The sequence below is a fragment of the Actinoplanes oryzae genome (genome assembly GCF_030757795.1).
Taxonomy (GTDB): Bacteria; Actinomycetota; Actinomycetes; order Mycobacteriales; family Micromonosporaceae; genus Actinoplanes.
Window position 1 is genome coordinate 117861 of the sequence record NZ_JAUQWH010000003.1, and the last position, 12166, is coordinate 130026.

Below are 12166 nucleotides of genomic sequence, written 5' to 3' on the forward strand. Positions count from 1 at the left end.
CCAGGGGTCTCACCGGACGACCGCCGGTGACCAGGCGTCGTGGACGTAGACGGCGGGCGCCCCGGTGCCGTCGGCCGGGACCCGCCAGATGTCGCTGGTCGACGTGCCCTCGCCCGCGCGCGCCAGCCCGTAGAGCACGGTGTCGTCGTCGAGCCACTCGGCCTGGTCGTCCACGCTGCGGGTCTCGGCGAGCAGGGTCTCGGCGCCGGTGCGCAGGTCGAGCACGGCGAGCCGCCACTGGCCGGCGGGCAACTTCCCGTGCTTCTTGTACGCGACCCGCGTCCCGTCCGGCGACAGCGACGGGCATTCGACGTCGGCGTGCAGCGCTGTCACCGCTTTCCGGCTGAGGCTGCCCTCGACGAGCCACGTCTTCCCACCCGACGCCGCGGTCGCGTAGAACCGGTCGCCGCCCGCGAACGTGACGCCCCACAGGTTGCGGTCGGGGCTGGTGTTGCGGCGCCCGTCCACGGTCAGGGCGAAGTTCTCCAGATCCCCGTACGCCGTCCCGTCCGCCCCGGTCACCACGGTGCGCGTGGAGAACTGGCCGGGGTTCGCGTACGAGTCCCCGAACACGAACGTGGTCGTCGCCGCGTACGCCCCGTCGCGCGACAGCCGGGTGCGGCTCGGGATGCCGGTGAGCGGCAGATCCCGTACGGGCGCCCAGTTCTCGCCGAGCAGTTGCGCCCGGTACTTGGTCACCAGTCCCCGCTCGGCGGAGAGGCACACCGCGTCGGCGCCCGTGGCGTACACCCGCTCGCAGTGCGCCGGGGTGAACGCGCGGGGTCCGTCCGGGGCGTCCAGGGACACCATCGCGACCGTCCCGTATCCCTGTCCCAGCGCGGTGCTCCGGAAGACCAGGTGCGGCGCGTCCCGGACGGCGGCGAGGTCGTCGCGGGTCGGCACCGCGGGGGCCGCGCGTACCTCGTCCGCCTGCCGGGTCCGCTCGTGCCACACATAGCCGCCCGTGCCGGCCAGGACGGTCAGCACGACGGCGCCGAAGGCCACCACCCGCCACCGGTCAGCCATGGTCGGCGCCCCGCAGCAGCAGGCCCGCCACCGGGACGGCCGCCACGAGCAGCCCCGCGAAGAGCAGCAGCGACGCGCCCGGCCCCCGCAGGCTCCACAGCAGGCCGAAGAGCAGCGACGACGCGAAGCGCGCCAGCGCCACCACGGTCTGCGCGGCCGCGATCCCGCTCCCCCGCGCCTCCTGGGGCACGAGCCGGCTCACCAGGGCGGGCAGCACCCCGTCGGTGGCGGCGTAGAACGTGCCGAGCAGCAGCAGGACGCCCAGCGTCAGCCCGAACCCGCCGGTCGGCAGCGCGGCGAGCAGGTAGCAGGCGAGCAGCGCCCCGTGCCCGGCGACCAGCACCCGGGCCCGGCCCACCCGGTCGGCGAGGCGGCCCAGGGGCACGGCGAGCGCGAGGTACGCGATGTTCGTCCCCACGTAGAGCAGCGGGAACCAGCCGGCGGCGAGGTCGTCGCGCTCCTGCAGCGCGAGGTAGAGGAACCCGTCCCCGACGGTGAGCAGCCCGAGCACCCCGGCCGCCAGCAGCGGCCGGCGCAACGGGCGGCCGCCGATCGCGCGCACGGCCCGGCCCAGACCGATGCGGGCGGCGCCCGTGGCGGTGCGCAGGTTGGGCACGAAGAGCACCAGGACGGCCAGCCCCACGAGCGCGAACCCGGACGACACCACGAAGATCGAGTCGTAGCTGCCCGGCACCGACGCCAGCAGCGCGAACGCGACCAGGGGACCCAGGGCGGCGCCCGTGGTGTCCAGCGCCCGGTGCACGCCGAACGAGCGGCCCAGCGAGGCGGGGTCGGACGCCGCGGCGATCAGCGCGTCGCGGGGCGCCGTGCGCAGGCCCTTGCCCAGCCGGTCCCCGGTCACCACGGCGGTGATCGCGGCGAACCCGGCCGCGGGCAGCATGGCGAGCCGGCTGAGCGCGGACGCCCCGTAGCCCAGCACCGCCACCCACTTGGGGTGTCCGCCGCGGTCGCCGGCATAGCCCCCGGCGATCCGGACGAACGCGCTGACCCCCTGGTAGATCCCGTCGAGGAAGCCGTACGCCAGCGGGCTGAGCCCGACCGCGGCGGTGAGATAGAGCGGCAGCACCGAGGCGACCATCTCCGACGACACGTCGGTCAGCAGGCTCACGACGCCCAGCAGCACGACCGTCGAGGACACCCGCCGGACGACCGTGCCGGAGCGGGTCTCCGCGCCCGGCCGGTCCCGCAACGTCACGTACACGTCGTCCCCCTCTCCGCCCTCACGCTAACGGCGGCCGATGCCGGTGCCCGCCGCCCTTTCGGACGCCCTTCTCAGCAATGTGGATACTTACGCGATGGCGATCGGCGACAGACTGCGGGCGCGGGTGGCGGACGGCTCCCGGCCGGGCTCGCTGGGACACCGCGCCCGGGCCCGCCGGGCGGCGAAGCTCCTGGCGTCCTTCCCCGGCCTCGCGGGCATGAGCGTGCTCGACCTCGGCGGCGAACCGCACTTCTGGCGTACGGTCGCCGTCCGCCCCGCGCGGGTCACCATCCTCAACCTGATGCCGTGCGACCCGGAGCCGCCGTGGCTCGAGACGGTCATCGGTGACGCCTGCGCACCCCCGCCGGCGCTGGCGGGACGCACCTTCGACCTCGTGGTGTCCAACTCGGTCATCGAGCACGTCGGCGGGCACGGGCCCCGGCAGCGGTTCGCCGAGGTCGTGCAGCGCGCCGCCGACCGGCACTGGGTGCAGACCCCGTACCGCTACTTCCCCGTGGAGCCGCACTGGGTGTTCCCCGGGATGCAGTTCCTGCCGTTGCGGATGCGCGCCGAGGTGACCCGGCGCTGGCCGCTGAGCCCCGGGCGGGCGGACAACCTGCCCGAGGCGATCGCGAACGCCGCCTCGGTCGAGCTGCTCTCGCTCACCGAGATGCGCGCCTACTTCCCGGAGTCGCGCCTCTGGTACGAACGCGCGGGCGGCCTGATCAAGTCGGTCACCGCGATCCGGGACTGACCGGCTCATGCGAGGCGCAGCGCGTCCGCCAGCGCCTCGGCGACCCGCGCCTGCTGGTCCGCCGTGATCTGCGGATAGATCGGCAGCGACAGCAGCTCGGCCGCGGCGGCCTCGGCGTGCGGGAAGGACCCGCCGAGGGACGCGAAGGCGCCCGTCGCGTGCACCGGGAACGGGTAGTGGATCGCCGCGCCCACCCCGGCGGTGTGCAGCCGGGACAGCACCGCGTCGCGGCGCCCGCCGGGCACCCGGATGCCGTAGATGTGCCACACGTGCTCGTTGCCGCCGAGCGTCACCGGCGGCACCACGTCGAGGCCGGCGAGCAGCTCGTCGTAGCGGGCGGCGGCGGCGCGGCGCAGCTCGTTCCAGCGGGCCAGCCGGGTCAGCTTCGCCCGCAGCACCACGGCCTGCAGCCCGTCGAGCCGGCTGTTCACCCCGATCAGGTCGTGCCGGTACTTCGTGAGCCCGCCGTGGCTGCCGAGGGTCCGTACGGTGGTCGCCAGCTCCTCGTCGGCCGTCACGACCGCCCCGGCGTCCCCGTACGCGCCGAGGTTCTTGCCCGGGTAGAAGCTGGTCGACGCGATCCCGTCCGCCCCGGCGCCGCGGCCGTGGCGGGTGGCGCCCTGGCACTGGGCGGCGTCCTCGACGACGGCGACGCCCGCGCCGGCCAGCCGCTCGACCGGGGCCAGCTGGCCGTACAGGTGCACCGGCACGATGGCGCGGGTCGCGGGCGTGACGGCGGCCAGCGCGGCGTCCGTGTCGATGAGGTAGGTGCGCGGGTCGCAGTCGACGAGCACGACGTCCGCCCCGGCGCGGGCCACGGCCTCGGCGGTCGCGACGAACGTGTTCGCGGGCAGGATCACCTCACTGCCCGGGCCCACGCCGACGGCACGCAGTGCGAGCTCGAGGGCGTCCGTGCCGTTGGCCACGCCGACGCAGTGCGGCAGGCCGGAGAACGCGGCGTACTCCTCCTCGAACGCGGTCACCTCCGCACCGCCCACGAACGCCGTCGCGGCGATGACGCGCTTGAAGCCGGCCTCGACCTCCTCGGCCACCTCCGCGTGCGCGGCGGCCAGGTCGACGAGCGGGATGCTGGACATTCAGTTCCTCCGGAGAAAGCGCGCGGGATTGCCGGCCCAGACCTCGCCGGCCGGGATGTCGTGCAGCACCACCGAGCCCATGCCGACCAGCGCTCGCTCGCCGACGGTCACGCCCTCGCGGATCAGGGCGCCGGAGCCGAGATAGGCCCCGGTCCGCACGGTGGCCGAGCCGCCGAGGCGCACCCCGGAGGCGATGGTCACGTAGTCGGCCACCTGGTCGTCGTGGGTCAGCACGGCGTGTGGCATGACGGCGACATGGGATCCGACGGTGACGTCCGCGGTGAGCACGGTCCCGGCGAGCAGGACGGTGCCAGGACCGACGAGGCTGCCGGCGCCGAGCTCGGCCGCCGGGTGCACGACGGTGGCGTACCGGCCGGCGGGCAGGCCGAGCCGCTCGACGATGAGCTGCCGGGCGGTGTAGTTGCGGGGGTTGCCCACGCACACCACGACGGCGGCGTCCATCTCGGCCACGCCGGCGACGGCGCCGAGGACAGGCAGCTCGGAGCGGGTGGTGCCGGGCAGGGCCGGGTCGTCGTCGACGAAGCCGAGCACGTGCCAGCCGGCGGCCAGCGCGGCGGCGGCGGTCTCGCGGGCGAAACCGCCGGCGCCGACGATGACGAGGTCCTTCATGGGCGCAGGAGCCCGGCGATGAAGATCTGGTCCTCGTCCGTGAGCGCGTGGTGCAACGGCAGGATCAGCGAGTCGCGGGTCAGCCGCTCGGTGTTCGGCAGCGGTCCGGGCGTGACGTCGGCGTAGGCCGGTTCCAGGTGCGCCGCCATGATGCCGCGGCGGGCGGAGACGCCGTGCTCGGCGAGCTTGGCGAGGAGGTCGTCGCGGCCGGTGGCGTACTCGTCGGTCAGCAGCACCCAGAAGGACTGGTAGTTCGTCCGGCCGTACTCGGGATCCCGGACGGGCACCAGGCCGGGGATGTCCGCCAGCAGCTCGTGGTAGCGGGCCGCCAGGGCGCGGCGCTGCTCCACCAGGCCTGCGAGCCGGCCCAGCTGGACGAGCCCGACCGCCGCCTGGATGTCGGTCATCCGGTAGTTGTAGGCGGTCTCCAGGTACGCCTCGAGCACCGGCTGGGCGCTGGCGTGCCGGTCGGCGGCGGAGACGTTCATGCCGTGCTCGCGCAGGCGGCGCAGGCGCACGGCGTCGTCCGCGTCGTCGAGGGTCAGCATGCCGCCCTCGCCGGTGGTGAGCAGCTTGCGCGGATGGAAGGACCACGCGGCGACGGCGGCACCGGCACCGGCCGGCACCCCGTACGCCGTGGATCCCGCCGCGCACGCCGCGTCCTCGACCAGCCGCAGACCCCATCCCTCCGCGGCCTTGCGCAGAGCCACGGTGTCGAAGGGGACGCCGCCCTGGTGGACGGCGATGACGGCCTTGGTGCGCGGGGTGCGGACGACGTCGACCGTCTCGGCGGTGAGGTTGCCCGTCGCGAGATCCACGTCCGCGAAGACCGGCGTGGCCCCGACGTAGCGGACGGCGTTGGCCGTGGCGATGAACGAGAACGACGGCACGACGACCTCGTCGCCCGGGCCGACGCCCGCGAGCACCAGCGCCAGGTGCAGCGCCGTGGTGCAGGAGCTGACCGCGACGCCGTGGCTCGCGCCGGCGACCCCGGCGAACTCGCGCTCGAACTGCGCGACCCGCGGGCCCTGCGCGACCCAGCCGGAGCGCACGGCCTCGGCCGCGGCCTGCGCCTCCTCCTCGCCGAGCCGCGGGATCATGACGGGGATCCGCTTCACCGGGAGGACCTCCACCAGTCCACGAGGCCCTCGAGGCCCTCGCGGAGCCCGATCTCGGCGCGGAAGCCCAGCCTCTCGGCGGCGGCGGACGTGTCGGCCAGGCGCCGCGTGACGCCGTTGACCGCGCGGGCCGGGCCGTGCTCGGGGGCCAGGTCGGACTTCATGACCTCGCTGAGCGCCTGGGCCAGCTCCTTGAGGCTGGTCTCGGTGCCACTGGCCACGTTGAACACCTCGTCGGTGACGGGCGCCCGGGCGGCCAGGATGTTCGCGCGGGCGATGTCGGCCACGTGCACGAAGTCCATCGTCTGCAGCCCGTCGCCGAGGATCAGCGGCGGCGTGCCCGACTCGATGCGTTCCATCCAGCGGATGAGCACCTCGGTGTAGAGGCCGTAGATGTCCATCCGGGGGCCGTACACGTTGAAGTAGCGCAGAGCCACGTAGTCCAGCCCGGCCATGCTGTGAAAGCTGCGCAGCGTCGCCTCGTTGAAGGCCTTCGCGGCGCCGTAGAAGGTGTCGTTGTTGTACGGATGGTGCCGTTCCGTGGTCGGGAACTGCTCGGCGAGGCCGTAGACGCTCGCCGACGACGACGCGACGACCTTCCGGACGCCCTCCGCGGCGGCCGCCTCGACGACGTTGAACGTGCCGTCGACCAGCACCTCGTTGGCCAGCCGGGGCTCCTCCGCGCACTGGGTGATGCGGATGGCGGCGAGGTGGAACACCAGGTCCTTGCCCGCGGTCACCTCCCGCACGAGCGCCTGGTCGCGGATGTCGCCCTCGATCAGCCGGACGGGACCGTTCGCCAGCGCCCACGCCAGATTCGCGTGGCGGCCGCGCACGAGATTGTCGAGCACGACGATCTCCGCCGCCCCGCCCCGGACCAGCTCGTCGACCACGTGCGAGCCGATGGTGCCCGCCCCGCCGGTGACCAGGGCGCGCGCGCCCTCGATCGGTACGCCTGTCACGCCATGTGCCCTTCGTCGATGTCGATCATCGTCCCGCCCTCGGCCAGGCTGCGCGTGGCGGCCTGCAGGATCGCCAGGACCCGCAGGCCCGAGCGCCCGTCGGTCAGGGCGGGAGTCTTCGTGGTGATGGCCCGCGCGTACTCGTCCACCATGGTGCGCAGCGCCTCCCGCTCGGCCAGCGCCGGCGCCACCATGTCCCCGGAGCGGTACGAGATCAGCACGTCGCGGCGCTGCTCGTCGCCCAGCTCGTCGGGCGAGGCCACGTCGACGCCCCGGTCGTACACGGCGAGGCGCTGGCTGGGGTTGAGGTCGTCCCACACGAGCGTGCGCTTGGATCCGCCGACGATGGTCGTGCGGACCTTCACCGGCGAGAGCCAGTTGACGTGCACGTGCGCGATGGCGCCGGTGCTGAGGCGCAGAGTCAGGTAGGCCACGCAGGCCCGGCCCGCGCCGATGCCGTCCGCGCCCTGCGCCGCCACGGCCACCGGGCGCACGCCGGGCGGCAGGACGAAGTCCAGGATCGACAGGTCGTGCGGGGCGAGGTCCCAGACCACGTCGATGTCGCGCTGCACGAGACCCAGGTTGATGCGTACGGAATCCAGGAAGTGCAGTTCCCCCAGGTCGCCCGAGCGCAGGAACTCGCGGATGCGCAGCACGGCCGGGGTGTAGCAGTAGGTGTGGTCGCACATCAGCGTCAGGCCCCGGCGGTCGGCCTCGGCGACGAGCTCGAGTCCCTCCGCATAGGTCGCGGCGAGCGGCTTCTCGACGAGGACGTGCTTGCCGGCGCGCAGGGCGGCCATTGCCACGGGCAGGTGGGTGCCGGCCGGGGTGGCGATGGCGACGGCGTCCACGTGCGGGTCGGCGAGGACCTCGTCGAGCTCGGCGGAGACCTGGACCGTCGAGTAGTTCCCGAGGACCCGGCGGGCGCGCGCGGCGTCGAGGTCGCAGAGCCAGCGCAGGCGGAAGGCGGGCGAGGACTGGAAGTTGCGGACGAGGTTGGGGCCCCAGTAGCCGGCCCCGACCACGGCGACACCGATCGGATCCGGTTCGGGTGCGGTGGGATTCACGGGCATCCGTTTCATCGACGACGGACAGGACGCTTCCGTCCGGCAAGCTATCGATGCGCGCGCTCGCGACGCCAGAGCCCGTTTCATATTCTGGCGGAAGCCGGGAGGGCGCGCCGGTACCTTCGGTCACCCACGTGCGACGCTCGGTCATCGGGCACGCCGCCCTTCAGTCACATTGGACCGTGAGCGTCAATTGCGCGACACCGTGGCGTCCGGCGCGCCGACTACCCTGACCGGTCATGCCCTTCATCGCTCCCACGGCAGATGTGGACGAACGCGCCCGGCTCGGCGACGGCACCAGGGTCTGGCACCTCGCCCAGATCCGCGAGGACGCCGTTCTCGGCGAGAACTGCACTGTCGGCCGCGGCGCGTACGTGGGCCCCGGCGTCACCGCCGGCGACAACGTCAAGCTGCAGAACCACGCCCTGGTCTACGAGCCCGCCCGGCTCGGCGACGGGGTCTTCGTGGGGCCGGCCGCGGTGCTGACCAACGACGAGTACCCGCGGGCCGTCACGCCGGACGGCAGGCTGAAGACCGGCGACGACTGGACCGCCGTCGGCGTCACCGTGCGCGAGGGTGCCGCCATCGGCGCCCGGGCGGTGTGCGTCGCGCCGGTGACCGTGGGCCGGTGGGCGCTCGTGGCGGCCGGGGCCGTCGTCACGAAGGACGTGCCGGACTTCGCGCTCGTGGTGGGCGTACCGGCCCGGCGGGTCGGCTGGGTGGGCCGCGCCGGGCGTCCCCTGATCCTCAAGTCGGAGGGCCTGTGGGTGTGTCCCGAGACCAGCGAGCTCTACGCCGAGAAGGACGGGATCCTGACCGCCTGGTGAGCCACGGCGAGCGTCACGCGGACCGGGAGGTGATCGGAACCGACCGCCGGGCCGACCTCGCCGCCGGTGACGGTGACGCCCGGCCCGGCCAGGACGTGGTCGATCTGCGCGACCGGGCGGTGCGCCGGCCAGCTGCGCCCGTGCAGCACCGGCCGGTACGGGCCGCCGAGCCACACCGTCGGCCGGCACATGTTCAGGTCGCCGGCGATGACCGTCGGCACGTCCGAGCCCGCGAGCGCCCTCCGGAGCCGGGCCAGCTGGGCGGGACCGTGCACCAGCCGGTGCGTGAGGTGCGTGCCGGCGACCCGCAGCAGCCCGTCGCCGGCCGGGATCTCGGCCACGATCGCCCGCCGGACGCCCACGACGTCGCCCGGGGCGGCGCTCAGGGCGAGCGCCCCGAGGCTGCGCCACGGCACCCGGCTCATGATCGCCAGCCCCCAGGCGCCCGTCTCCGAGTCGTCCTCCGCGACGCCCAGCTCCCGCAGCGTGCGCCCGGTCACGACGTCGATCTCCGCGTACGCCGCATAGCCGCCCGCCACCGCGGCCCGCTCGGCGAGGCTGCGCTCCCCCGCCGGTCGCCAGTTCTCCTGCACGACGACCACGTCGGTGCCGAGGGCGGCGATCGCGGCCGCGACGTCGTAGCGGGCCGAGGCACGGTCGCGCCCGGCGTGCAGGTTGAGGCTGGCCAGGCTGAGGCTCACCGGGGTCTCCGTCCGCTGATGTCGATCGCACTCCTAATCGCGATCGTGACCAGGGGACTTGAGAGGAATGTGTGCGTCGCCTGTCACTTTCACCACGGGTGCGGCCAGGACCGTGAAGAGCGCCGCGAGGACGGCCACGGCCAGGAACGCCCCGCGCAGGCCGCCGTGCGACGCCACGAAGCCGACGTAGACCGGGCCCGCGAGGAAGCCCAGGTACGCCGTCGTGGCCACCCGGGAGGTCGCGCGGCCCCGGGCGGCACCGGGCACGTGGGCCAGCCCGGCACCGATCAGCGTCGGGTAGAGGACCGCGGTGCCGGCGGCGGCCACGGCGAGGCCGGTGAGGGCGAGAGCGGGCGAGGCCGCGGCCGCCACGGTGGCCGTACCGGCGACGGCGGCCGCTCCCCCGGCGACCAGGACCGCGCCGGGGTGCCGGCCGCCCAGTCCGCCGATCGCGAAGCGGGTGATGCTGGCGATGGCCGCGAAGACGGCCGGGGCGGCGGCGCTCCCGCCGGGTCCCGCGCCGAGGACGTCGTGCAGGAAGACCGCCGACCAGCTCTGGTGGGCGTTCTCCACGGCGAAGGCGAGCGCGGCTGTCAGCCCGATGGCGATCAACCCCTTCCGGGGGCTGCTGGACACGATCTCCGTCCGGCCGGATCCACGCCGCCCCGCCCGGGCCACGAGCGAGCCGGCCAGCACCACCAGGAACGGGACGAGCACCGGGGCGCCCACGGCGAGCAGCACCCCGGTCAGGATGCTGCCCACCACCACCGACGCCGAGAAGGTGGCGTGCGAGCGGGCGATCACCGGGCGGCCGGTCAGCCGTTCGGACTCCGCGGCGAGGGCATTGATCGCCACGTCGGCGGCGCCGGACGCCGCGCCCAGCAGGGCCAGGCCCGCCGAGAGGCTCACCGGCCCGCGCGCGCCGAGGATCATGGCGGGGCCGGCCGCGCCGAACACGGCGATCAGCGGGCCGGCGACCCGGGTGCCCCACCGATCGACGAGCCTTCCCGTGTACGCCATCGCGGGCAGCGCCCCGAGCCCGATGAACAGCAGCGCGACCCCCAGCTGCCCGTCCGTGACCCCGGCCTGGTCCCGGACCGCGGGGATCGCCGCGCCCCACGCGCCCCAGAACACGCCGAACACCGCCCATGGCCCGTACGTCCGCATCTGTGTATCGTTACACAATGCCGGTGACGATGGCGGAGGTGGCCGCCGCAGCGGGGGTGTCCGTGATGACGGTCTCCTACACTTTCAGCAGGCCGGAGCGGGTCTCTGCCACGACTCGCGAGCACGTGCGCGAGGTGGCCCGCCGGCTCGGCTACGCGGGCCCCGACCCGGGCGCCCGGGCCCTGCGCACCCGCCGCACCGGCACGATCGGGGTGGTGCTGGGCGAGCACCTGACCTACGCGTTCGAGGACCCGCAGGCGACCCGCTTCCTCGCCGGGGTGGCCTCCGTGTGCGTCTCCGCGGGCCTGGGCCTGACCCTGATCCCGGTGACCGGCGGCCCGGAGGATCCCGCCCGGGTCCGCGCGGCCGCCGTCGACGGCTATGTCGTCTGGACCACCGGCGACGACGACCCGGTCCTCGAGGTCGTCACGCGCCGCCCGGCGGTGGTCTTCGGCGGCCCGGCCGTGCCCGGCGCCGGGCTGGTGACCATCGACGACCGCGCCGCCGCCGAGGCCGTGGGGCTGGCCGTCTTCCGCGGCGCGCGCCGCCCGGCCGTGGTGTCCTTCCCGCTGAGCCGTGCGCGCACGCCCGGCCTGCGCCACGGCCCGGACCCGGCGTCGGCGTCCTTCCCGGTGACGCGGCACCGGCTGGCGGGCTATCGGGACGCTCTTGTCGCGCTCGGCGTGGACTGGGCGGACGTGCCGGTGCTGGTGCTGGCACGCAACGATCCCGCCGAGGCTCTCTCCCGTTTCGCCGAGCTGGGCGACGTGGACGCCGTCGCGGCGATGGGCGACCAGGTCGCGCTGGCCCTGCCGCGCGGGCCCTTCCGGCTCGCGGGATGGGACGACGCGGCCGGAGCCGCGGAGGCCGGGCTCACCACGGTCCGGCAGTCCCTGCGCGATCAGGGCGCGGCCTGTGCGCGCCAGCTCGTGACGGGCACGCTGCGCACCGAGCACGCCGCGTGGGAGCTGGTCGAGCGCGCGTCATCCTCCGTTTGAGGCAGCGTGGCGCCGCCCCGGACGCTCCCCCGCCGCCGTAACGTCGGCCGTCATGCTGGTCCCTGTCGTCGCCGTCCTGTCCGCCGCCTTCGCCGTGAACACCATCCCGGGCACCGGCGCCTATGTCGTCGGCAAAGACGTCCCGGCCGGCATCTACCGGTCGACGGGCAACACGTCCTGCTACTGGGAACGCGCCCGCAACGCCTCCGGGACGACCGCGAGCATCATCAGCAACGACATCGGCGCCGGGCAGCGCCTCGCCCAGATCCGGGCCACCGACAAGATCTTCCGGACGCGCAACTGCCGCACCTGGGTCCGCGTCCTGAGCCCGGCACTGCGCGTCAAGTCCCGCAAGACCACGATCCCGGGCGACGGCGCCTACTTCGCCGGCTCCGACTTCCGGCCGGGCACCTACCGCTCGACCGGCAACACGGGCCACTGCTACTGGGAACGCGCCCGCAACGCCGACGGCACCTCGAGCGGCATCATCGCCAACGGCCTCTCCCAGGGCCAGCTCGTCGTCACCGTCGACGCCACGGACTTCGTCTTCCGCACCAGCGGCTGCAAGACCTGGACCCGTCTCGCCGGCTGATCCCG

At 74.5% G+C, this 12166-nt stretch carries 13 protein-coding genes; 4 read left to right on the forward strand and 9 right to left on the reverse strand.

The window, feature by feature from the left end:
- Positions 1–9 precede the first annotated feature (9 nt).
- Both RBH18_RS02355 and RBH18_RS02360 read right to left on the reverse strand, forming a co-directional pair.
- Positions 10–1026 carry a TolB-like translocation protein gene (locus RBH18_RS02355; RefSeq protein ID WP_306204156.1) on the reverse strand — a complete coding sequence of 339 codons (1017 nt, stop codon included), beginning with the start codon at positions 1024–1026 and terminating at the stop codon, positions 10–12.
- Entirely contained in the window at positions 1019–2248 is a 1230-nt protein-coding gene (locus RBH18_RS02360) for an MFS transporter (RefSeq protein WP_306204157.1), read from the reverse strand. Before RBH18_RS02360 ends, RBH18_RS02355 begins: the two co-directional genes overlap by 8 nt.
- A gap of 94 nt (positions 2249–2342) precedes the next feature.
- On the opposite strand from RBH18_RS02360, the gene RBH18_RS02365 reads away from it, so the two are divergent.
- On the forward strand, positions 2343–3002 hold the full coding sequence (locus tag RBH18_RS02365; RefSeq protein ID WP_306204158.1) for a class I SAM-dependent methyltransferase: 660 nt from the start codon (positions 2343–2345) through the stop codon (positions 3000–3002).
- 5 nt (positions 3003–3007) lie between these two features.
- On the opposite strand, the gene RBH18_RS02370 is transcribed toward RBH18_RS02365, so the two are convergent.
- The 5 genes from RBH18_RS02370 to RBH18_RS02390 are packed head-to-tail and all read right to left on the reverse strand — an operon-like array spanning position 3008 to position 7876.
- Positions 3008–4099 carry a DegT/DnrJ/EryC1/StrS family aminotransferase gene (locus RBH18_RS02370; protein WP_306204160.1) on the reverse strand — a complete coding sequence of 364 codons (1092 nt, stop codon included), beginning with the start codon at positions 4097–4099 and terminating at the stop codon, positions 3008–3010.
- Positions 4100–4729 carry an acetyltransferase gene (locus tag RBH18_RS02375; RefSeq protein ID WP_306204161.1) on the reverse strand — a complete coding sequence of 210 codons (630 nt, stop codon included), beginning with the start codon at positions 4727–4729 and terminating at the stop codon, positions 4100–4102. It abuts the gene before it with no gap.
- Positions 4726–5847, reverse strand: a complete 1122-nt coding sequence (locus RBH18_RS02380) for a DegT/DnrJ/EryC1/StrS family aminotransferase (RefSeq protein ID WP_306204162.1) — start codon at positions 5845–5847, stop codon at positions 4726–4728. The genes RBH18_RS02375 and RBH18_RS02380 overlap by 4 nt, the downstream gene beginning before the upstream one ends.
- Complete coding sequence (locus RBH18_RS02385) at positions 5844–6809, reverse strand: NAD-dependent epimerase/dehydratase family protein (RefSeq protein WP_306204163.1); 966 nt, start codon at positions 6807–6809, stop codon at positions 5844–5846. Before RBH18_RS02385 ends, RBH18_RS02380 begins: the two co-directional genes overlap by 4 nt.
- Positions 6806–7876: a Gfo/Idh/MocA family protein gene (locus RBH18_RS02390; RefSeq protein ID WP_306204164.1), complete on the reverse strand. Its 1071-nt coding sequence runs from the start codon at positions 7874–7876 to the stop codon at positions 6806–6808. The genes RBH18_RS02385 and RBH18_RS02390 overlap by 4 nt, the downstream gene beginning before the upstream one ends.
- Before the next feature lie 239 nt (positions 7877–8115).
- Between RBH18_RS02390 and RBH18_RS02395 the strand changes: the two genes are divergently transcribed.
- Positions 8116–8703, forward strand: a complete 588-nt coding sequence (locus RBH18_RS02395; RefSeq protein ID WP_306204165.1) for an acyltransferase — start codon at positions 8116–8118, stop codon at positions 8701–8703.
- On the opposite strand, the gene RBH18_RS02400 is transcribed toward RBH18_RS02395, so the two are convergent.
- Positions 8667–9404 (reverse strand): endonuclease/exonuclease/phosphatase family protein, encoded by a 738-nt coding sequence (locus tag RBH18_RS02400; RefSeq protein ID WP_306204166.1) that lies wholly within the window; start codon positions 9402–9404, stop codon positions 8667–8669. The genes RBH18_RS02395 and RBH18_RS02400 overlap by 37 nt on opposite strands.
- 33 nt (positions 9405–9437) lie before the next feature.
- Positions 9438–10571 (reverse strand): MFS transporter, encoded by a 1134-nt coding sequence (locus RBH18_RS02405; RefSeq protein ID WP_306204167.1) that lies wholly within the window; start codon positions 10569–10571, stop codon positions 9438–9440.
- Between the two features lie 17 nt (positions 10572–10588).
- On the opposite strand from RBH18_RS02405, the gene RBH18_RS02410 reads away from it, so the two are divergent.
- The gene (locus RBH18_RS02410; RefSeq protein ID WP_306204168.1) at positions 10589–11569 is read left to right on the forward strand and encodes a LacI family DNA-binding transcriptional regulator; all 981 of its coding nucleotides are present in this window, start codon (positions 10589–10591) and stop codon (positions 11567–11569) included.
- A gap of 52 nt (positions 11570–11621) precedes the next feature.
- Positions 11622–12161: a hypothetical protein gene (locus tag RBH18_RS02415; protein ID WP_306204169.1), complete on the forward strand. Its 540-nt coding sequence runs from the start codon at positions 11622–11624 to the stop codon at positions 12159–12161.
- Positions 12162–12166: the final 5 nt, after the last annotated feature.